The 21,887-nt window shown below is 41.1% G+C and carries 21 protein-coding genes and 1 pseudogene; 19 read left to right on the top strand and 3 right to left on the bottom strand.

All coding sequences use genetic code 11. The features are described from left to right. Positions 1-90: 90 nt before the first annotated feature. The 3 genes from HT717_RS06010 (at position 91) to HT717_RS06000 (ending at position 3,258) form a co-directional block, all read left to right on the top strand. Positions 91-1,236, top strand: a complete 1,146-nt coding sequence (locus HT717_RS06010; RefSeq protein WP_173304703.1) for an Ltp family lipoprotein — start codon at positions 91-93, stop codon at positions 1,234-1,236. Positions 1,237-1,361: 125 nt separating this feature from the next. Beyond that, on the top strand, positions 1,362-2,321 hold the full coding sequence (locus HT717_RS06005) for an ROK family glucokinase (RefSeq protein ID WP_031227726.1): 960 nt from the start codon (positions 1,362-1,364) through the stop codon (positions 2,319-2,321). A 97-nt stretch (positions 2,322-2,418) separates the two neighbouring features. Then, a complete protein-coding gene (locus tag HT717_RS06000; RefSeq protein WP_173304701.1) occupies positions 2,419-3,258 on the top strand; it encodes a thymidylate synthase in 840 nt (279 codons plus the stop codon). Between the two features lie 169 nt (positions 3,259-3,427). Here HT717_RS06000 and HT717_RS05995 read toward each other — a convergent pair whose 3' ends face one another. Continuing rightward, positions 3,428-3,598, bottom strand: coding sequence for a DUF3042 family protein (locus HT717_RS05995; protein WP_001051777.1), 171 nt, complete (start codon positions 3,596-3,598; stop codon positions 3,428-3,430). 120 nt (positions 3,599-3,718) lie between these two features. On the opposite strand from HT717_RS05995, the gene miaA reads away from it, so the two are divergent. From miaA to HT717_RS05970, 5 genes are read left to right on the top strand one after another with little or no spacing between them, the layout of a single operon-like run. Next, the gene (miaA, locus tag HT717_RS05990; RefSeq protein ID WP_173304699.1) at positions 3,719-4,603 is read left to right on the top strand and encodes a tRNA (adenosine(37)-N6)-dimethylallyltransferase MiaA; all 885 of its coding nucleotides are present in this window, start codon (positions 3,719-3,721) and stop codon (positions 4,601-4,603) included. After that, positions 4,596-5,834, top strand: coding sequence for a GTPase HflX (hflX, locus tag HT717_RS05985; RefSeq protein WP_173304697.1), 1,239 nt, complete (start codon positions 4,596-4,598; stop codon positions 5,832-5,834). The genes miaA and hflX overlap by 8 nt, the downstream gene beginning before the upstream one ends. Continuing rightward, complete coding sequence (locus HT717_RS05980) at positions 5,827-6,450, top strand: cystathionine beta-lyase (protein WP_173304695.1); 624 nt, start codon at positions 5,827-5,829, stop codon at positions 6,448-6,450. Before hflX ends, HT717_RS05980 begins: the two co-directional genes overlap by 8 nt. A 14-nt stretch (positions 6,451-6,464) precedes the next feature. After that, positions 6,465-7,394 (top strand): ribonuclease Z, encoded by a 930-nt coding sequence (gene rnz, locus HT717_RS05975; RefSeq protein WP_140833120.1) that lies wholly within the window; start codon positions 6,465-6,467, stop codon positions 7,392-7,394. 20 nt (positions 7,395-7,414) lie between these two features. Then, positions 7,415-8,170: an SDR family oxidoreductase gene (locus HT717_RS05970; RefSeq protein WP_140833122.1), complete on the top strand. Its 756-nt coding sequence runs from the start codon at positions 7,415-7,417 to the stop codon at positions 8,168-8,170. Positions 8,171-8,223: 53 nt separating this feature from the next. Here the strand turns inward: HT717_RS05970 and HT717_RS05965 are convergent, their stop codons facing one another. After that, positions 8,224-9,132 carry a LysR family transcriptional regulator gene (locus tag HT717_RS05965; protein WP_001222592.1) on the bottom strand — a complete coding sequence of 303 codons (909 nt, stop codon included), beginning with the start codon at positions 9,130-9,132 and terminating at the stop codon, positions 8,224-8,226. A 63-nt stretch (positions 9,133-9,195) separates the two neighbouring features. On the opposite strand from HT717_RS05965, the gene HT717_RS05960 reads away from it, so the two are divergent. Continuing rightward, positions 9,196-9,465, top strand: a complete 270-nt coding sequence (locus tag HT717_RS05960; protein ID WP_000051783.1) for a YqgQ family protein — start codon at positions 9,196-9,198, stop codon at positions 9,463-9,465. Then, complete coding sequence (locus HT717_RS05955) at positions 9,465-9,848, top strand: rhodanese-like domain-containing protein (protein ID WP_140833124.1); 384 nt, start codon at positions 9,465-9,467, stop codon at positions 9,846-9,848. The genes HT717_RS05960 and HT717_RS05955 overlap by 1 nt, the downstream gene beginning before the upstream one ends. Positions 9,849-9,882: 34 nt before the next feature. Here the strand turns inward: HT717_RS05955 and HT717_RS05950 are convergent, their stop codons facing one another. Then, entirely contained in the window at positions 9,883-10,608 is a 726-nt protein-coding gene (locus HT717_RS05950) for a pseudouridine synthase (RefSeq protein ID WP_140833126.1), read from the bottom strand. A 161-nt stretch (positions 10,609-10,769) separates the two neighbouring features. Between HT717_RS05950 and typA the strand changes: the two genes are divergently transcribed. The 9 genes and pseudogenes from typA (at position 10,770) to HT717_RS05905 (ending at position 21,886) form a co-directional block, all read left to right on the top strand. Continuing rightward, positions 10,770-12,611, top strand: a complete 1,842-nt coding sequence (gene typA, locus HT717_RS05945) for a translational GTPase TypA (protein ID WP_000164108.1) — start codon at positions 10,770-10,772, stop codon at positions 12,609-12,611. Positions 12,612-12,630: 19 nt separating this feature from the next. Then, positions 12,631-12,885: a DUF3165 family protein gene (locus HT717_RS05940; protein WP_061759174.1), complete on the top strand. Its 255-nt coding sequence runs from the start codon at positions 12,631-12,633 to the stop codon at positions 12,883-12,885. 113 nt (positions 12,886-12,998) lie between these two features. Continuing rightward, positions 12,999-14,351: a UDP-N-acetylmuramoyl-L-alanine--D-glutamate ligase gene (gene murD, locus HT717_RS05935; RefSeq protein WP_173278176.1), complete on the top strand. Its 1,353-nt coding sequence runs from the start codon at positions 12,999-13,001 to the stop codon at positions 14,349-14,351. A 2-nt stretch (positions 14,352-14,353) separates the two neighbouring features. After that, positions 14,354-15,412 (top strand): UDP-N-acetylglucosamine--N-acetylmuramyl-(pentapeptide) pyrophosphoryl-undecaprenol N-acetylglucosamine transferase, encoded by a 1,059-nt coding sequence (locus HT717_RS05930; protein ID WP_140833128.1) that lies wholly within the window; start codon positions 14,354-14,356, stop codon positions 15,410-15,412. Positions 15,413-15,421: 9 nt separating this feature from the next. Beyond that, positions 15,422-16,657: a cell division protein FtsQ/DivIB gene (locus tag HT717_RS05925; protein ID WP_173304693.1), complete on the top strand. Its 1,236-nt coding sequence runs from the start codon at positions 15,422-15,424 to the stop codon at positions 16,655-16,657. Positions 16,658-16,888: 231 nt separating this feature from the next. Further along, positions 16,889-17,590 carry an orotidine-5'-phosphate decarboxylase gene (pyrF, locus tag HT717_RS05920; RefSeq protein ID WP_173304691.1) on the top strand — a complete coding sequence of 234 codons (702 nt, stop codon included), beginning with the start codon at positions 16,889-16,891 and terminating at the stop codon, positions 17,588-17,590. Positions 17,591-17,623: 33 nt separating this feature from the next. Continuing rightward, positions 17,624-18,253 (top strand): orotate phosphoribosyltransferase, encoded by a 630-nt coding sequence (gene pyrE, locus HT717_RS05915; RefSeq protein WP_173304689.1) that lies wholly within the window; start codon positions 17,624-17,626, stop codon positions 18,251-18,253. A 1,223-nt stretch (positions 18,254-19,476) separates the two neighbouring features. Next, positions 19,477-21,183: pseudogene (locus HT717_RS05910) on the top strand (site-specific DNA-methyltransferase). Position 21,184: 1 nt separating this feature from the next. Then, on the top strand, positions 21,185-21,886 hold the full coding sequence (locus tag HT717_RS05905; protein WP_173304687.1) for an SLATT domain-containing protein: 702 nt from the start codon (positions 21,185-21,187) through the stop codon (positions 21,884-21,886). Position 21,887: the final 1 nt, after the last annotated feature.

Genomic DNA, 21,887 nt, shown 5'->3' with positions numbered 1-21,887 from the left:
ATAAGAACTAGGATTGATTTTTCCTTGAATTGAAGAAATAAATCTGATAAAATAAACATGAAATCGATATCATAATTATGGGAGAAAAAGATGAACAAACGTCTATTTTTAAAAATGAGTCTGGCTACATTGCCAGTTTTAGCCTTGTTTTCACAACCAGTTTTAGCGGAAGAAAACATTCATTTTTCTAGTTGTAAGGAAGCTTGGGCTAATGGCTATTCGGATCTTCATGAGGGGGATCCTGGTTATTCTGCCAAGTTAGACCGCGATCATGATGGTGTGGCTTGCGAATTGAAAAATGCTCCTAAGGGTGCCTTTAAAGCAAAACAAGCAACTGCGGCTCAAACCAACACAACTTCATCTACAACAAGTGGTTGGGTTAAGCAAGATGGTGCATGGTATTACTTTGATGGAAATGGAAATCCAGTGAAAAATACTTGGCAAGGAAGTTATTATCTGAAAGCAGACGGAAAAATGGCCCAGAGCGAATGGATTTATGATGATTCTTATCAAGCTTGGTATTACTTGAAATCAGATGGATCTTATGCTTACAGTACATGGCAAGGAGCTTACTACCTTAAATCAAACGGTAAAATGGCTAAAGGTGAATGGGTTTATGACTCTTCTTACCAAGCCTGGTATTACTTGAAATCAGATGGATCTTATGCTCGCAATGCTTGGCAAGGGAACTACTATTTGAAATCGGATGGTAAAATGGCTAAAGGTGAATGGGTTTATGATGCTACCTATCAAGCTTGGTATTACTTGAAATCAGATGGATCTTATGCTTATAGTACATGGCAAGGAAATTACTATTTAAAATCGAATGGTAAAATGGCTGTCAATGAATGGGTTGATGGTGGACGTTATTATGTTGGCGCTGACGGAGTTTGGAAGGAAGGTCAAGCAAGTACAGCTTCTTCTAGTAATGATAGCAATAGTGAATATTCTGCTGCTTTAGGAAAGGCAAAAAGTTATAATTCGTTATTCCACATGTCAAAAAAACGTATGTATAGACAATTAACTTCTGATTTTGATAAATTTTCAAATGATGCAGCTCAATATGCGGTTGATCATTTAGAAGCCGATTATAAATATAATGCCTTATTTAATGCTAAGAACTATAGAAAATTATTTAATATGTCTAAGTCTCGTCTCATCAATCAATTGACCTCTTCTATAGATGGCTTTACAGAGGAAGAAGCTAACTATGCAATTAATCATTTAGATGACTAACAGATACTGGTAGGCGAAAAATTCTTTATAATTCATTTACGCAAACCTTTGCATAAATGAGTGAATTTTGTTATACTAGTACTGTAAGCATTTTCAATTAATTCATAATGAAAAAGGAGAATATGATGAGTCAAAAGATTATTGGGATTGACCTTGGTGGAACTTCTATCAAATTTGCAATCTTAACAACAGCAGGAGAAATCCAAGAAAAATGGTCTATCAAGACCAACATTTTGGATGAGGGAAGTCATATCGTTGATGATATGATTGAGTCTATTCAACATCGTTTGGACTTGCTTGGATTGGCAGCAGCGGACTTCCAAGGAATTGGGATGGGATCACCAGGTGTGGTTGATCGTGAAAAAGGAACTGTTATTGGTGCCTACAACCTCAACTGGAAAACCCTTCAACCAATCAAAGAAAAAATTGAAAAAGCCTTGGGTATCCCATTCTTCATCGATAATGATGCCAACGTAGCAGCTCTTGGTGAGCGCTGGATGGGTGCTGGTGATAACCAACCAGACGTTGTCTTTATGACACTCGGTACTGGTGTTGGTGGCGGTATCGTCGCTGAAGGTAAACTGCTTCACGGTGTTGCTGGTGCAGCAGGTGAGCTTGGTCACATCACTGTTGACTTTGACCAACCAATCGCATGTACTTGCGGTAAGAAAGGTTGCCTTGAGACAGTTGCCTCAGCAACAGGGATTGTCAACTTGACTCGTCGTTATGCTGATGAATACGAAGGCGATGCAGCCTTGAAACGCTTGATTGATAATGGAGAAGAAGTAACCGCTAAGACTGTCTTTGATCTTGCAAAAGAAGGAGACGACCTTGCTTTGATCGTTTATCGTAACTTCTCACGTTACTTGGGAATCGCTTGTGCTAACATCGGTTCAATCCTAAACCCATCAACAATCGTTATCGGTGGCGGTGTGTCAGCTGCAGGAGAATTCCTTCTACAAGGCGTTCAAAAAGTGTACGACGAAAATACCTTCCCACAAGTACGCACATCCACTAAATTGGCTCTTGCAACTCTAGGAAATGACGCTGGAGTTATCGGAGCAGCATCACTTGTATTGCAATAAAATAAAAAAGGAGAAAATTGCTTTCCAGAAGCGAGTAATTTTCCTCCTTTCTTTTTTTATGCTATACTAGTTAGGACAATAAATGAGGTGAGAGAGAATGACAAAAGCAGATACTATTTTTAAAGAAAATATTGAACGAATCCTCAAAGACGGTGTCTTTTCTGAGCAGGCCCGTCCCAAGTACAAGGATGGGACGGTTGCCAACTCTAAGTACGTAACGGGTGCCTTTGCCGAGTATGACTTGGCAAAGGGGGAATTCCCCATCACAACCTTGCGTCCTATTGCTATCAAATCAGCTATCAAAGAAGTGCTCTGGATTTACCAAGATCAGTCCAATAGCCTAGAAGTGCTAAATAGCAAGTACAATGTTCACTACTGGAATGACTGGGAAGTGGGGGATACAGGAACCATTGGTGAGCGCTATGGTGCTGTTGTTAAGAAACACGACATCATCAATAAGATTCTCAAGCAGCTGGAAGCCAACCCTTGGAACCGCCGCAATATTATCTCGCTCTGGGATTACCAAGCTTTTGAGGAGACAGACGGCCTTCTTCCGTGCGCCTTTCAGACCATGTTTGATGTCCGCCGTGTAGATGGAGAAATCTATCTGGATGCGACCTTGACCCAGCGCTCCAATGATATGCTGGTGGCCCACCACATCAATGCTATGCAGTACGTGGCTCTCCAAATGATGATTGCCAAGCATTTTGGCTGGAAGGTTGGGAAGTTCTTCTACTTCATCAACAACCTCCATATCTATGACAATCAATTTGAACAAGCTCAGGAATTGCTCCGTCGGGAGCCGTCAAACTGCCAACCACGTTTGGTCTTAAATGTGCCAGATAAGACCAATTTCTTTGATATCAAAGCAGAAGATTTTGAGTTGGTGGATTATGACCCTGTTAAGCCACAGTTGAAGTTTGACCTAGCTATTTAATACTCTTCGAAAATCTCTTCAAACCACGTCAGCGTCGCTTCATCTACAACCTCAAAGCAGTGCTTTGAGCAACCTGCGGCTAGCTTCTTAGTTTGCTCTTTGATTTTCATTGAGTATAAAAGAATAGAAAAAAGAAGTTGAGACAATAAATCCCAACTTCTTTTGTTTCTTAACGTGATACGCGACGACGAGCTGCTTTTTTACGATTTTCTTCGATGAAAGCTGCTTTTTGCTCTTCTGGTTCGATTACTTTCTTTTTAAATGCGTATACCGCGCCTGCAAGTGCAGCGACAGTTCCTGCGACACCTGTTACAAGACCTTTAGCGAATCCTTTAGCCATGAGTCTTCCTCCTTTATATTCTCAACCAGTCAGCCTCTTCAAGAGGTCACATTTTTCTGACTGATCTTTTTGTGTTATAATAATAGTAACGAAAAAATGGGAATTTTTCAAGGAAAAAAGATGAAAACAAAAATAATTGTGATTGTTGGACCGACTGCTGTTGGAAAGACAGCTCTAGCCATTGAAGTTGCAAAGCGTTTTAATGGCGAAGTTGTTAGTGGCGATAGTCAGCAGGTTTACCGAGGTCTAGATATTGGGACAGCTAAGGCTAGTCCAGAAGAGCAGGCAGCTGTTCCTCATCATTTAATCGATGTTAGAGAGGTAACCGAGTCTTACTCGGCTTTTGATTTTGTTTCAGAAGCTAAGATGGCGATTGAGGACATTCAAAGTCGTGGTAAACTGGCCATTATTGCTGGTGGTACTGGACTTTATATCCAGAGCTTGTTAGAAGGCTACCATCTAGGTGGGGAGACTCCCCATGAGGAGATTTTAGCTTATCGAGCTAGTTTAGAGCCTTATACAGATGAGGAATTAGCCCATTTGGTGGAGCAAGCAGGCCTTGAAATTCCTCAGTTTAATCGTCGTCGTGCTATGCGTGCCTTGGAAATTGCCCATTTTGGTCAGAATTTGGAAAATCAAGAGACCTTGTATGAACCATTGATCATCTGCTTGGATGATGAACGCAGTCAACTTTATGAGCGCATCAATCGCCGAGTGGATCTGATGTTTGAGGCTGGTCTTTTGGATGAGGCCAAGTGGCTCTTTGATCATTATCCTGATGTGCAGGCTGCTAAAGGCATTGGCTATAAGGAACTCTTTCCTTATTTCCGTGGGGAGCAGACCTTGGAGGAAGCGAGTGAGAGTCTCAAACAGGCTACCCGTCGTTTTGCTAAGCGTCAGCTGACCTGGTTCCGTAATCGCATGCAGGTCACCTTTTATCAGATTGGAGAATCTGGTGTGCAAGACCGCATTTTAAGCCAGATAGAGGAGTTTTTAGATGATTGAAACGGAGAAAAAAGAGGAACGCGTCCTGCTGATCGGTGTGGAATTGCAAGGCATGGACAATTTTGACCTCTCTATGGAAGAATTGGCCAGTCTAGCCAAGACGGCTGGGGCAGTCGTTGTAGATAGCTACAGGCAAAAACGTGAAAAATATGACTCCAAGACCTTTGTCGGCTCTGGTAAGTTGGAAGAAATTGCGCTCATGGTGGATGCAGAAGAGATTACCACTGTCATTGTCAACAATCGCTTGACTCCGCGACAAAATGTCAATCTGGAGGAAGTTCTCGGTGTTAAGGTCATTGACCGTATGCAGTTGATTTTGGATATCTTTGCCATGCGGGCTCGAAGCCATGAAGGGAAGCTCCAAGTTCACCTAGCCCAGCTCAAATACCTCTTGCCTCGTTTGGTTGGTCAGGGGATTATGCTCAGTCGTCAGGCAGGAGGAATTGGTTCCCGTGGACCTGGAGAAAGCCAGCTGGAGTTGAACCGTCGTAGTGTTCGCAATCAAATCACGGATATCGAGCGTCAGCTCAAGGTGGTTGAGAAAAATCGGGCGACAGTTCGAGAAAAACGTCTGGAGTCGAGTACCTTTAAGATTGGTTTGATTGGTTATACTAATGCTGGGAAGTCAACTATTATGAACACCTTGACCAGTAAGACTCAGTATGAAGCGGACGAGCTATTTGCGACTCTAGATGCGACGACTAAGAGTATCCATCTGGGGGGAAATCTCCAAGTAACTTTGACAGATACCGTTGGCTTTATCCAAGATTTGCCGACAGAGTTGGTGTCCAGTTTTAAGTCGACCTTGGAAGAAAGCAAGCATGTGGACCTTCTGGTTCATGTTATCGATGCCAGCAATCCTTACCACGAGGAGCATGAAAAAACGGTTCTGTCTATTATGAAAGACTTGGATATGGAAGATATTCCTCGCCTAACCCTTTATAATAAAGCGGATTTGGTGGAGGATTTCACGCCGACCCAAACGCCCTATGCTCTCATTTCTGCCAAGTCTAAGGATAGTCGTGAGAACTTGCAGGCTTTGTTTTTAGAGAAAATCAAGGATATTTTTGAGAGATTTACCCTGCGCGTGCCTTTTTCTAAGTCTTACAAGATTCATGATTTGGAAAGTGTTGCGATTCTGGAAGAACGTGATTATCAGGATGACGGGGAAGTCATTACAGGCTACATTTCTGAAAAAAATAAATGGAGGTTAGAGGAATTTTATGACTGATATTAAAACTTTGGCTCTAAAGTATGGAGGCTATACAAGTTTGGATAAGGTCTATCTAGATCAACTTCTAGCTGGTAAAACAGAGCAGGAGCAGTTGGCACTGATCACTCCTCCGCCAAGTGTGGTCAATGCCTATTTTGCAGAACTCTACCAGAAAAAGAGTCCTGAGGCTGCGACGGATTATTTTGCAGAAGTCAGTCAGGAACTGAACCTCTACAATGCTGAGCCAAGTTTCACCCTAGAAAATAAGCCTTTTATTAGGCTTAATCTGTCTGGTAAATCCTTTGGTTTTTGCTATGAGAGAGAGGGCCTTGGTCGAATTTTCTCTGAGAATGAAGAGAAGATTTCAGATGACTTGCTTTTTGAGATTGCACAAATTTTCCCCCATCAGCTAGTCTTTGAAGAGTCTGGAAAGATTTACATGAAGGCAGTCGGAGATGAGGAAGTTGTTAACGTGGAGAGTCTGACAGCTTTGACAGACTTGGAAAGCTTGGCTGATGGTCGTAAACGTCTCAAAGGCTACAGCCAAGAGGATTTACTGCAAGAAGCTACTGCTTTTTCTGGCAAGCGCTATTTCCGATCGGAAAACCGCACAGCTATGTTATATATTGATTAATTAGAAAGTATCGAATGGATATTCAATTTTTAGGAACAGGGGCTGGTCAGCCCTCTAAAGCCCGCAACGTTTCAAGTCTTGCCCTGAAACTTTTGGATGAAATTAACGAAGTTTGGCTCTTTGACTGTGGAGAAGGAACGCAAAATCGCATTCTGGAAACTACGATTCGACCACGGAAGGTCAGCAAAATCTTTATCACACACTTGCACGGAGACCATATCTTTGGTTTGCCAGGATTTCTCTCTAGTCGTGCCTTTCAAGCCAATGAAGAGCAGACAGATTTGGAAATCTACGGCCCGCAAGGTATCAAGTCTTTTGTATTGACCAGTCTACGAGTGTCAGGTTCACGCCTGCCCTATAAGATTCATTTCCATGAATTTGACCAAGATTCTCTAGGGAAAATTCTTGAAACAGATAAATTCACGGTGTATGCGGAAGAGTTGGACCACACTATTTTTTGTGTTGGTTATCGTGTCATGCAAAAGGACCTAGAAGGAACGCTAGATGCTGAAAAACTCAAGTCTGCTGGTGTCCCATTTGGCCCGCTTTTTGGGAAAATCAAAAACGGTCAGGACGTTGTTCTTGAAGACGGTACTGAAATCAAGGCAACAGACTATATCTCAGCTCCCCGTCCAGGTAAAATTATCACTATTTTAGGAGACACTCGAAAAACGGATGCCAGTGTGCGTCTAGCTGTCAATGCTGATGTCCTTGTCCATGAATCTACTTATGGCAAGGGTGATGAAAAGATTGCTCGTAACCATGGTCACTCAACCAACATGCAGGCAGCGCAGGTCGCAGTAGAAGCAGGTGCTAAACGCCTCTTGCTCAACCATATCAGTGCCCGTTTCCTCTCAAAGGATATCAGCAAGCTCAAAAAAGACGCTGCTAGTGTTTTTGAAAATGTCCATGTGGTCAAAGACTTGGAAGAAGTGGAAATCTAAAAGATTGGGAAAGGATAAGTATGCCTACTATTCTTATTACAGGAGCTAGCGGTGGTCTAGCCCAAGAAATGGTCAAACTCTTGCCAAATGACCAACTCATCTTGCTTGGTAGAAATAAGGAAAAATTAGTCCAACTCTACGGAAACCATCCCCATGCAGAATTGATTGAAATCGATATTACCGATGACTCAGCCTTAGAAACTCTGGTAACAGACCTCTATCTCCGCTATGGCAAGATTGATGTCTTAATTAACAATGCTGGTTACGGGATTTTTGAAGAATTTGACCAGATTTCTGACCAAGATATTCACCAGATGTTTGAGGTCAATACCTTTGCCCTAATGAATCTGTCTCGTCGCCTTGCGGCTCGAATGAAGGAAAGTCGAAAAGGCCATATTATCAATATTGTTAGCATGGCAGGTTTGATTGCTACTGGCAAGTCTAGTCTCTACTCAGCCACTAAGTTTGCAGCCATTGGTTTTTCAAATGCTCTGCGCCTCGAACTTATGCCATATGGAGTCTATGTGACAACAGTCAATCCAGGACCTATCCGTACAGGATTTTTTGACCAAGCGGACCCAGATGGAACCTATCTCAAATCGGTTGACCGTTTCCTACTAGAAGCAGATGTAGTGGCTAAAAAGATTGTTAAGATTATAGGGAAAAACAAACGAGAACTCAATCTCCCGATTTTGTTGAACCTAGCCCATAAGTTTTATACTCTCTTTCCCAAGCTAGCTGATAAGTTGGCAGGGGGAATCTTTAATTATAAATAAAAAGAACCAATGTGTAGGTTATTGCTAGCCTACATATTGGTTCTTATCCTTTCTCAACTATCAAATTGGACTTCTTCTAGTAGATAGTCAATAAAGCGTTCGCCCATCTTAGATAGGCTGGTTTTCTCATGCTGGATATAGACCAGCTCAATTGGGTCATCAATATCCAGTGGGATAGAAACGATATTGTCTCCGTTGAGGTTGCTGTTCAAAATCCCTGTCGCAATGGTGTAACCATCTAAACCAATCAAGAGATTAAAGAGGGTAGCACGGTCACTGACCACGATAGATTTTTTGTGGTGTTCTTGAGAAAGAATTTCCTCTGAAAAGTAGAAGGAGTTGTGTGTCCCTTGGTCATAACTAAGGTAAGGGAAATTTTCCAAGTCAGACAGTTTTACCTTGTCTTTCTTTGCCAGAGGATTGGTCTTGCTGACAAAGATATGGGGCTGGGCGGTAAAGAGATGGTGAGCCAGCAGGTGGTTGTCATCCAGCATTTTGGTTAAAACATCACGGTTGTAGCTGTTTAAGAAGAGGACACCGACCTCACTACGGAAGTTCTTGACGTCGTCGATAATCTCCCAAGTACGAGTTTCACGAAGGAAGAGCTCGTATTTCTCCATATCGCTTTTCTTGAGCAGAGAGACAAAGGCATTGACCACAAAGGCATAGTGTTGAGACGAAACGCTAAAGAGTTCGCGGTGGGCGACAGGGTTTTTATAGCGTTCCTCTAGAAGCTGGGTCTGCTCGACAACCTGACGGGCGTAAGAGAGAAACTCCATCCCATCACGGGTCAAGGTGATTCCCTTGGGATTGCGGATAAAGATCTCAATGCCCATTTCATTTTCCAAATCTCTCACAGCATTGGAAAGACTAGGCTGAGTGATAAAGAGTTGCTTGGCTGCTTCATTCATGGAGCCAGTTTCGACGATTTTGATAATATAGTGTAATTGTTGAATTCTCATGTTTTTATTGTACCACACTTGCGTCAGAATCGCCAAAGAAGATAGGAAAATCAGGGGCATTGTGTGAGTCTCTTCTTGAAAAAAACACAAAATTTTGCTAGAATGGGTCTTATGAAAACATTCTATGATGTGCAGCAATTCCTCAAACGATTTGGTATTATTGTTTACATGGGAAAACGCTTATATGATATTGAACTGATGAAGTTGGAACTCTCTCGGATTTACGATGCAGGGTTGATGGATAAATTAGACTATCTAGAGGCAGAAGCAGTTCTTCGCAGAGAGCACAAGGTAGAATTGGATTATATTGAGAAAAATGGAGAAAAGAACTAATGGTTACTTGGATTTTGTGGGCACTTATACTAGCAATGTTGGCGTGGATGGGCTTTAACTATCTTCGTATTCGTCGTGCGGCTAAAATTGTAGACAATGAAGAGTTTGAAGCCTTGATTCGTACGGGTCAATTGATTGATTTGCGCGACCCAGCAGAATTCCACAGAAAGCATATCCTTGGAGCTCGCAATATTCCTTCAAGTCAGTTGAAAACTAGTCTTGCAGCCCTTCGTAAAGATAAATCTATCCTTCTTTACGAAAACCAACGTGCGCAACGGGTCACAAATGCAGCCCTTTACTTGAAAAAACAAGGCTTTTCTGAGATTTATATCCTTTCTTATGGTTTGGATTCTTGGAAAGGTAAAGTCAAAGTTGAGAAATAAGAAAACGAGCTTGGATATTTTCCGAGCTCATTTTTTAACCACTTTTTCTGAGAAATTCACGAATGCTTGCCAACTCTTCTGAGTTAAGGGGGCGGTAGTCTCCCTCTTGAAGATGATCATCCAAACTCCAAGGGCCAAAATGGGTACGTTTAAGGGAGGTCACTTTGACACCAACCGAGAGGAACATTTTCTTAACTTGATGAAATTTTCCTTCTGAAATGCTGATAGAGGCTTGACTGAGAGAAGGACTTGCAGATAGAATTTCTAGCCTTGCAGGTTTACAGATAGTGCCATCTAAAAAGACAATTCCCTTTTGAAAGGCTTGAATATGGTCAGGTGTCAGGAGTCCATTAACCTCAACTTGGTAGGTCTTATCGACATGATATTGGGGATGGAGGAGTTGAAAGCCCAAAGGGCCGTTGTCGGTCAAGAGGAGGAGCCCAGTCGTATCTCGGTCCAGTCGGCCAACAGCATAGAGCTTGTCAGACTGGATGTCAGATGGAAGCAGGTCCATGACAGTTGGAAGTTCCTTGTCTTTGTTGGCTGTCACGACACCAGCAGGCTTATGAAGCATAAGATAGGTGTGCTCATAGCCTTGAATGATTCGGCCTTGAAAAAGGAGTTTTTGTAGTCCTGTATCGATATTCTGAGCTAGGGAGCGGGCTGGGCAACCATCGACGAGAATTTCCCCTTTGAAGAGTGCTTGCTTCATAGTCTTTCGACTGATTTTTTCTTGGGCTAATAAATTATCTAAACGCATACTGTGCCTATCTTATCATAAGTCGCTTGCTTTGAAAAGGCTTGACGTGAAAAGAAAAGCAGAGTGAAAACATTTACACTTGCTTGAATTATGTTATTTACTTGAAATTATGGTATAATCGTTCAGTTAGAAAATAAATTTTGAATATTATAGAGGAAATCATGACAAAATTAAGAGAAGATATCCGTAACATTGCGATTATCGCCCACGTTGACCACGGGAAAACAACCCTCGTTGACGAATTATTGAAACAATCAGAAACACTTGATGCACGTACTGAATTGGCAGAGCGTGCTATGGACTCAAACGATATTGAAAAAGAGCGTGGAATCACCATCCTTGCTAAAAATACTGCCGTTGCCTATAACGGAACTCGTATTAACATCATGGACACACCAGGACACGCGGACTTCGGTGGAGAAGTTGAGCGTATCATGAAAATGGTTGACGGTGTTGTCTTGGTCGTAGATGCCTACGAAGGAACAATGCCACAGACTCGTTTCGTATTGAAAAAAGCCTTGGAACAAGACCTTGTGCCAATCGTGGTTGTTAACAAAATCGACAAACCATCAGCTCGCCCAGCAGAAGTAGTGGACGAAGTATTGGAACTTTTCATCGAGCTTGGTGCAGATGATGACCAGCTTGACTTCCCAGTGGTGTATGCTTCAGCTATTAACGGAACTTCTTCGTTGTCAGATGATCCAGCTGACCAAGAAGCGACTATGGCACCAATCTTTGACACGATTATTGACCACATCCCAGCTCCAGTAGATAACTCAGATGAGCCTTTGCAGTTCCAAGTATCACTTTTGGACTACAATGACTTCGTTGGACGTATTGGTATCGGTCGTGTCTTCCGTGGTACAGTTAAGGTTGGGGACCAAGTTACCCTTTCTAAACTTGATGGCACAACTAAAAACTTCCGTGTTACAAAACTCTTCGGTTTCTTTGGTTTGGAACGTCGTGAAATCCAAGAAGCTAAAGCTGGTGACTTGATTGCTGTTTCAGGTATGGAAGACATCTTTGTCGGGGAAACCATTACTCCGACAGACGCAATCGAAGCTCTTCCAATCCTACATATCGATGAGCCAACTCTTCAAATGACTTTCTTGGTTAACAACTCACCATTTGCTGGTAAAGAAGGTAAATGGGTAACTTCTCGTAAGGTGGAAGAACGTTTGCAGGCCGAATTGCAAACAGACGTTTCCCTTCGTGTTGACCCAACTGATTCACCAGATAAATGGACAGTTTCAGGTCGTGGAGAATTGCACTTGTCAATCCTTATCGAAACAATGCGTCGTGAAGGTTATGAACTTCAAGTATCTCGTCCAGAAGTTATCGTAAAAGAAATCGACGGTGTTAAATGTGAACCATTTGAACGTGTTCAAATCGATACTCCAGAAGAATACCAAGGATCTGTTATCCAAAGCCTTTCTGAACGTAAAGGTGAAATGTTGGATATGATTTCAACTGGTAATGGTCAAACTCGTTTGGTCTTTCTTGTTCCAGCGCGTGGTTTGATTGGGTACTCAACTGAGTTCTTGTCAATGACTCGTGGTTACGGTATTATGAACCATACCTTCGACCAATACTTGCCATTGATTCCAGGTGAAATTGGTGGTCGTCACCGTGGTGCCCTTGTTTCTATCGATGCTGGTAAGGCTACAACTTACTCAATCATGTCTATCGAAGAACGTGGTACAATCTTTGTCAACCCAGGTACTGAAGTTTACGAAGGAATGATCATCGGTGAAAACTCTCGTGAAAATGACTTGACAGTTAACATCACTAAGGCAAAACAAATGACCAACGTTCGTTCAGCTACTAAGGACCAAACAGCTGTAATCAAGACGCCTCGTATCTTGACACTTGAAGAATCTCTTGAGTTCTTGAACGACGATGAGTACATGGAAGTAACGCCTGAGTCTATCCGTTTGCGTAAACAAATCCTTAACAAGGCAGAGCGTGAGAAAGCTAATAAGAAGAAAAAATCAGCTGAATAAGAGCTAGAAAGAGATAAAGATGGTTTATTTAATCATAGGAATCCTCTTATTACTACTCTATGTATTTGCGACACCACAAAGCATTAAAGGGACAGTCAATATCGTCCTTGTCGTCTTTGCTTTCGTAGCACTTTTGATTTTGCTGATGCTGTCTGTCCTGCAAATCTTTCAGCTACCGACAGAATTCTTTATCGCAATCGCCATGCTCTTCCTAGCATACTTTAGCTTGCGAGATATTACCCTCATGTCGGTCCATAAAAGTAAAAGAAGATAAAAGAGAGTTTCGGCTCTCTTTTTGCTTGTTAGAATGCCTAATCTGAGCATTTTCATTTAGAATTATTTCCATAAAAATGGTAAAATAGTAGGAGTAGAAATGGAGTTTGAGACATGAAAGTAATAGATCAATTTAGAAATAAGAAAGTCCTTGTTTTAGGTTTGGCCAAGTCTGGTGAATCTGCAGCTCGTTTGTTGGATAAGCTAGGTGCCATTGTGACGGTAAATGATGGGAAGCCTTTCGAAGACAATCCAGCTGCGCAAAGTTTGCTGGAAGAAGGGATCAAGGTTATCACAGGTGGCCATCCTTTGGAACTTTTGGATGAAGAGTTTGCCCTTATGGTGAAAAATCCAGGCATTCCCTACAGCAATCCTATGATTGAAAAGGCTTTGGCCAAGGGAATTCCAGTCTTGACTGAGGTGGAATTGGCTTACTTGATTTCAGAAGCGCCCATTATCGGTATCACAGGTTCAAATGGAAAAACAACCACAACGACTATGATTGGGGAAGTTTTGACTGCTGCTGGGCAACATGGTCTTTTATCAGGAAATATCGGCTATCCTGCCAGTCAGGTTGCTCAAACTGCGACAGACAAGGACACGCTTGTCATGGAACTTTCTTCCTTCCAACTCATGGGTGTGCAAGAATTCCATCCTGAGATTGCTGTTATTACCAATCTCATGCCAACTCATATCGACTACCACGGTTCTTTTGAGGAATATGTAGCAGCTAAGTGGAATATCCAGAACAAGATGACAGCAGCTGATTTCCTTGTCTTAAACTTTAACCAAGACTTGGCAAAAGAATTGGCTACCCAAACACAGGCTACTGTTGTTCCATTTTCAACACAGGAAAAGCTTGCTGGAGCTTATCTAGAAGATGGTCAGCTCTACTTCCGTGGAGAAGTGGTCATGGCAGCTAGCGAAATCGGAGTTCCAGGTAGCCACAATGTGGAAAATGCCCTTGCAACGATTGCTGTAGCCAAGCTTCGTGGTGTGGATAACCAAACCATTAAGGAAACTCTTTCAGCCTTTGGTGGTGTCAAACACCGTCTCCAATTTGTGGATGAAATCAAAGGTGTTAAGTTCTATAATGATAGTAAATCAACCAATATCTTGGCTACTCAAAAAGCCTTGTCAGGATTTGACAACAGCAAGGTCGTCTTGATTGCAGGTGGTTTGGATCGTGGCAATGAGTTTGACGAATTGGTTCCAGATATTACTGGACTCAAGAAGATGGTCATCCTTGGTCAGTCTGCAGAACGTGTCAAACGGGCAGCGGATAAGGCTGGTGTAGCTTATGTGAATGCGACTGATATTGCAGATGCGACCCGCAAGGCCTACGAGCTTGCGACTCAAGGAGATGTAGTCCTTCTCAGTCCTGCCAATGCTAGCTGGGATATGTATGCTAACTTTGAAGTACGTGGCGACCTCTTTATCGACACAGTAGCGGAGTTAAAGGAATAAGTATGAAAAAAATTGTCTTTACAGGTGGGGGGACGGTTGGACACGTGACCCTCAATCTTTTGTTAATGCCCAAGTTTATCGAAGATGGCTGGGAAGTCCACTATATCGGGGACAAGCGTGGTATTGAACACCAAGAAATCCTCAAGTCAGGTTTGGATGTCACCTTTCATTCCATTGCGACTGGAAAATTGCGTCGCTATTTCTCTTGGCAAAATATGATGGACGTCTTTAAAGTTGGCTGGGGGATTGTCCAATCTCTCTTTATCATGTTGCGACTTCGTCCACAGGCCCTTTTTTCAAAGGGAGGTTTTGTCTCTGTGCCGCCTGTTATCGCAGCGCGTGTGTCAGGAGTGCCTGTCTTTATTCACGAATCTGACCTGTCTATGGGCTTGGCCAATAAAATCGCCTATAAATTTGCGACTAAGATGTATTCAACCTTTGAACAAGCTTCAAGTTTGTCTAAGGTTGAGCATGTGGGAGCAGTGACCAAGGTTTCAGATCAAAAAAATCCAGAACCCGATGAATTGGTGGATATTCAAACCCACTTTAATCCCCAATTGCCAACTGTATTGTTTGTCGGTGGTTCAGCAGGCGCTCGTGTCTTTAACCAATTGGTGACAGACCATAAGAAAGAACTGACAGAGCGCTACAATATTATCAATCTAACTGGAGATTCTAGCCTGAACGAGTTGAGCCAAAATCTTTTTCGTGTTGACTATGTGACCAATCTCTATCAACCCTTGATGGAATTGGCTGATATTGTTGTGACAAGAGGTGGCGCCAATACGATTTTTGAGCTCTTGGCCATGGCAAAATTACATGTTATTGTGCCGCTTGGTCGTGAAGCTAGTCGTGGAGACCAGATTGAAAACGCAGCCTACTTTGTTAAGAAAGGCTATGCAGAAGAGCTTCAAGAAAGCGATTTGACCTTGGATAGTTTGGAAGAGAAGCTGTCTCACTTACTAAGCCACAAGGAAGACTACCAAGCTAAGATGAAGGCTTCTAAGGAATTGAAATCTCTAGCAGATTTTTATCAACTATTGAAAAACGATTTATCATAAGGAAAGTAAATGTCAAAAGATAAGAAAAATGAGGGCAAAGAAATCCTCGAAGAATTGAAAGAGTTATCAGAATGGCAGAAACGAAACCAAGAATATCTAAAAAAGAAGGCTGAAGAAGAGGCGGCCCTAGCTGAGGAGAAGAAAAAGGAAAGACAAGCTCGAATGGGAGAAGAATCTGAGAAGTCAGAGGACAAGGAGAGTGAAGCTGACCCAGAAGACTCAGAATCAGCCATGGAAGAGTCTGAAGAAAAAGTAGCATCCTCAGAGGGAGATAAAGAGGAAGAAGAGATAGAAGAATCAGGGGCTAAAGAGGGCGAGGAACAGGATAAAAAGCTTGCTAAAAAGGCTACAAAAGAAAAACCAGCCAAAGCAAAGATTCCTGGCCTCCATATCTTACGAGCCTTAACGATTTTATTTCCAAGTCTGCTTTTATTGATTGTCTCTGTTTACTTACTCAGTCCTTATGCGACTATGAAGGATATCCGTGTTGAGGGAACGGTGCAAACTACAGCTGATGATATTCGACAGGCTTCAGGCATTCAGGATTCGGATTATACGATTAACCTTCTGCTAGACAAGACAAAATATGAAGAGCAGATCAAGTCTAACTATTGGGTTGAATCAGCTCAACTTGTCTATCAATTTCCAACCAAGTTTACTATCAAGGTCAAGGAATATGATATTGTTGCCTACTATGTTTCTGGTGAAAATCATTATCCTATTCTTTCCAGTGGTCAGCTTGAGACCAGTGCTGTGAGCTTGGTCAGTCTACCAGAAACTTATTTGTCAGTTCTCTTTAATGATAGTGAACAAATCAAGGCTTTTGTCTCAGAACTTTCTCAAATTAGCCCAGAACTCAAGGCTGCTATCCAAAAGGTGGAGCTAGCCCCAAGCAAGGTGACTTCCGATTTAATTCGATTGACCATGTATGATACAGATGAAGTCTTGGTTCCCCTGTCTGAAATGAGCAAGAAATTACCTTACTACAGTAAGATTAAGCCTCAATTGTCAGAACCGAGTGTGATTGACATGGAAGCTGGAATTTACAGTTACACTGTAGCGGATAAATTAATTATGGAGGCAGAAGAAAAAGCTAAAAAAGAGGCCGAAGAAGCTGAGAAGAAACAGAAAGACGAAGAGAAGAAAAGGCTAGAAGAACAGCAGAATAAATTGGAAGAAGAGAAGAAAAAGCTGGAGGAAGAAAGCAATCGAAATCAAACGCCCCAGCGTTCACCGCGTCGCTAGGTTTACCTTTTTTCTCATAGTACTTTAGTGACTAGTTTTTACTTGACAAGTGCTAGTAGAAATAATAGAATAGTAAAAAACCTTTAAAGCAGTCCAGAGAGGCAGCTAAGGTTAGACGATGAAAGGGTGGAGACTACCCATTTTTCGTGGAACCTTGCTGTTGGCAGGTTCCTTTTTTCGTGTCTTCTGTTGGCCAGACTCTCTCACTAGCAAAGGTAAAAGGAGAAACCTATGCGAGAACATCGTCCAGTCATTGCTCTTGATTTTCCTAGTTTTGAGGCAGTCAAGGAATTCTTAGCTCTTTTTCCAGCAGAAGAAAGTCTTTATTTAAAAGTAGGGATGGAGCTTTATTATGCGGAAGGTCCAGAAGTTGTCCGTTATTTGAAGTCATTGGGGCATAGTGTCTTTTTGGACCTCAAGCTACATGACATTCCAAATACAGTCAAGTCAGCCATGAAGGTCCTATCTCAGCTTGGTGTCGATATGACCAATGTTCATGCGGCTGGTGGTGTAGAGATGATGAAGGCTGCGCGTGAAGGACTTGGGAGTCAAGCCAAATTGATTGCCGTCACTCAGCTGACCTCAACGTCGGAAGCCCAGATGCAGGAGTTTCAAAACATCCAAACCAGCCTGCAAGAGTCTGTGATTCATTATGCCAAGAAGACGGCTGAAGCGGGATTAGATGGTGTTGTTTGCTCGGCTCAGGAAGTGCAACTCATCAAGCAGGCCACCAATCCGGATTTTATCTGTCTAACACCGGGGATTCGCCCTCAGGGAGCTGCAGTTGGAGACCAAAAACGTGTGATGACGCCAGCGGATGCTTATCAAATCGGTAGTGACTATATCGTAGTGGGACGTCCCATTACGCAAGCTGAGGATCCTGTTGCAGCCTATCATGCCATCAAGGATGAATGGACACAGGACTGGAATTAAAGAAATAGATTATAAAAATAAAAGGAGAATACTATGACACTTGCTAAAGATATCGCTAGCCACCTCTTGAAAATTCAAGCAGTTTACCTCAAACCAGAGGAGCCTTTTACTTGGGCATCTGGAATCAAGTCACCGATTTACACAGATAACCGTGTGACACTAGCCTATCCAGAAACTCGTACCCTCATTGAAAATGGTTTTGTAGAAGCTATTAAAGCAGAATTTCCAGAAGTAGAAGTGATTGCAGGAACTGCAACAGCAGGGATTCCACACGGAGCTATCATTGCTGACAAGATGAATCTGCCATTTGCCTACATCCGTAGCAAACCAAAAGACCACGGAGCTGGTAATCAAATCGAAGGTCGGGTAGCTCAAGGTCAAAAAATGGTAGTGGTTGAAGATCTTATTTCAACTGGCGGTTCTGTTCTTGAAGCGGTAGCTGCTGCTAAACGTGAAGGCGCAGATGTGCTTGGAGTTGTAGCGATTTTCAGTTATCAATTGCCAAAGGCAGATAAGAACTTTGCGGATGCTGGCGTGAAATTGGTGACACTTTCAAACTACAGCGAACTCATCCACCTAGCGCAAGAAGAAGGTTACATCACGCCAGAAGGACTCGACCTTCTAAAACGCTTTAAAGAAGACCAAGAAAATTGGCAAAGATAGAAATTTTGAGGTTTGAAAGAAATACCATGCCTCTTTTTCGCTTTTATGGTAGAATTATGTTGATAATGACTTTACGAAATAACAAGTGTAAGTAAAGAAGGTTTTTGTGGAGATTTATAATCGTAGTATTCGTTTAGGAGATTAATTAAAGAAATAAAACTTGGGAGTAAGATTAAGATTGCTGCTGCAACTTTTTCGATGTTTGCCTTTAACAGCTAAAAGAAGAGCTCAAAATGATTGATGAGTTGAAGTTTGTCTTGACCAATCTAACCTTTGTGACTGATGAAACGAGAGTTGGATATCGTGAATAAACGATTCCAAAAAAGAACGAGAGCAGTCTATTTCTGGAGGGCGTTATGAACTGAAGCTGATGAATGAACTAACTCAAAAAGTAATCGCTAGAGAATGTGCAGAGTGGATTAGGGAAAAGGCTCGTTTTAAATCTATCAATATTGAAATCGATTAGATACCAAATGGTATGCGAATAGAAACGGGTGATGATACTGTCACTGTGGATTGCTTCAAAAACTTTGATCGAAAAGATTTGGGATATGATGCTTCTTTATTTAAAACTACACGGAATATCTACCATGCTCCATTAAGTTTATCTTACCTAGATGAGTTTGATAGTCTTTTATAGAATGATGAATATTTTCGTGATGTGACAGAAGAGTTCTTAGGAACTCTTAATTTAGCACATAAAGAGCATTCTCCAGAGTTTCTTTATTATGTTATGATTTACAACTTATTTAGTGAGTTTCTTGATGATATCAATGATAATTATATTCCAAATGAACATGTTTCCTATAAAAATACCAAGCTTTAGAATTTTTTATGTGATTTTCAACAAGATACTGTAAAATCAATTATTTCAAAGTTAGAGAAGCAAGCTCAACGTCTTAAGAAACAAATGTATACAGAAAAATCGATGAGAAAGCAGATGGAAGTTAAGAAAGACTACTAGGTAGTTCTCAAACAGATTACTATAGGCAAGTAAACAGAAGCCATTATAAGAAAGGGCAAATATGACTACAGAACAACACAAAGGGGAACATACCAGCCTCGATCTTTTAAAAGTAGGTTCAAAAGATATTTTTACAGACAATATTTCTAAAATTGCTCAAATTTTTCCTGAAGTTGTAACCGAAACAAGAGATGCAAATGGAAGACTTCGTCCTGCGATTGACTTTGAGAAGCTTAAACAGTTTTTATCAGAGGAAATTGTGGATGGTCGAGAATCCTATGAGTTTACTTGGGTTGGAAAGCGTGAAGCTATTGCAGAAGCTGGGCGACTAACTACCAAAACCTTAAGACCAGATCTTGATGAAAGTGTTGACTTTGAAAACAGTGAAAATATCTTTATTACTGGGGATAATTTAGAAGTCTTGAAAATCTTACAAGAATCCTATCTAGGAAAAATCGATATGATTTATATCGATCCACCCTATAATACTGGAAAAGACTTTGTATACTCTGATAAGTTCCAAAAAACAGATGAAGAGTTGAAGGAAGAGATGGAACTTTTGGATGAAGAAGGACGCCAGGTCGTTGGGCTTACCAAAAATGAAAAAACTTCGGCTCGTTACCACTCAGACTGGCTCAATATGATGTATCCACGTCTCCGTCTAGCACGTAATCTCCTCAAGGATTCAGGTGTTATTTTTATCTCTATTGATGATAATGAACAAGCTAATCTGAAAGCTATCTGTGATGAGATATTTGGTGAAGAAAGTTATATTGGTGAAGCTATTTGGAAACGAAAGGTTTTTGATAATAATGATCACCTGCCTTCTCTTCATGAGTACGTAACAATATATTCTAAGGGTGAAAATGATAAATTTGATTTTAATCTTTTACCGAGAAGTGAGAAACAATTAGCACAATATAATCTTGATGATGGGGATGGAAAAGGGAAGTATAAATTAGAAAAACTAACAGCACCAACAGCTGGAGGTAGGTATTAAGTAGCAACAGACTTCATTATTGTTAATCCTAAAACGGGACAAGAGTATAGATCTAATACGGGGAATTGGCGATTTGGTAAAGAAACTATTAAAGAAATGATCAATCGTGAAGAAATTAATTTTGATAGTAGTCTTCCTAGATACAAATTATATCTAAATAAAGTTAAGGAAGGCGTCGCGCCAAATTCCTTCTGGGATGAACTGGAAAAGAATTTACACGCTGCAAAACAAATTCAGGAGTTATTTGGTATAAAAATGTTCGATACTCCGAAGCCGACTGGATTGATTAAACATATTTTAACAATATCAACAAAAAAAGATTCTGTTATCCTCGATTTCTTCGGTGGTTCTGGTACTACAGCTGATGCAGTCATGCAACTGAATGCTGAAGATGGTGGAAATCGTAAGTTTATCCTGTGTACGTTGGATGAGGAAGTAGCTGATAAGTCTGCTGCTAAAGAAGCAGGTTATGAAACCATTGACCAAATTTCACGTGAGCGGATTCGTCGTGCTGCTGCCAAGATTCAGGAGGAGCATCCAGAGTTGGTTGGCAAGCAAGATTTTGGCTTCAAAGCCTATAAGTTAGATTCTTCTAACTTCAAAGATGTTTCAGCTCGACCTGACCAATTTATCCAAGGAGAACTCTTTGATAGTGTATCTAATATCAAGGAAGGACGTACTGGCCTCGACTTACTTTTCCAAGTTATGCTGACATGGGGAATGGAACTGTCACTAGCCATTGATTTGGAGAAAGTAGCAGGAGCGGAAGTCTATGACGTAGATCAAGGATCACTCATGGCTTGTTTTGAAGATGAAATCTCTGAAGAAGTTATCCGTCACATCGCACAAGCACAACCACTCCGTGCCGTTTTCCGTGATAGCTCATTTGCCAATTCATCAGATAAGATTAACGTAAGTGAAATCTTCAAAGAATTATCACCTAATACGAAAGTGAAGGTGGTGTAGAGTGGGCGAAATTCGAGATTTTAAAGATAGAGATATCGACTATGAAATTAATTTAAAATGTAACTCAATCGATACTGTAAGGGCTGCTAGAATTAATACGAGTAAAAGACTTTATGAATATGCTGAAAAATGGGAATTGATTTTTTTAGCAATGAGTTTAGTTTCAACAGGTTTATTAGTGTATGCGCTAATTAATCCTGAGAATAAAGAAAGATTGGCATTATCAGCTTTGTTTTCCATATATTCTCTGCTCGTGCAGAATTTTGTTGCTAAGTTAAACTATAATGAGAGAGCACTGAAATTACATTATCACCAGCTAGAATTAGAAGATTTTTTACTTGAGTTGAAATCAATTATTTTTCAAAAAAAGCTTAATGAAGACGAGAAAAAAGAGAAATACCAACAGGTAATGTTCAAATATCAAATTAGCCTACGTGGGAATGAAAATCATTCAGATTATGATCATAAGTATGCTAAAAAGTATCAGAAGCAAAAATATAATCAAGGTAATTCTCAATCTGATATGGATAAAGTAACAGAAGGGACAACTGAGGAGGATAAGAAAAAGTGTTGGCTGATAAGTCACTTTCTCTGTATTGAGGAATTTATCAAGAGACATGATTTTAGTTGGAATAAATTTCTCATTTGGTTTCAATATATTCTAATTCCTTCAGTCTTTATCTGGTATTTGCTTTTATCTTGAT

Origin of the sequence: Streptococcus sp. 959, from assembly GCF_013277075.1 — a bacterium.
Taxonomy (GTDB): Bacteria; Bacillota; Bacilli; order Lactobacillales; family Streptococcaceae; genus Streptococcus; species Streptococcus pseudopneumoniae_C.
Note: the sequence above shows the minus strand (reverse complement) of the source record. Positions and strands in the feature narration are given on the sequence as shown.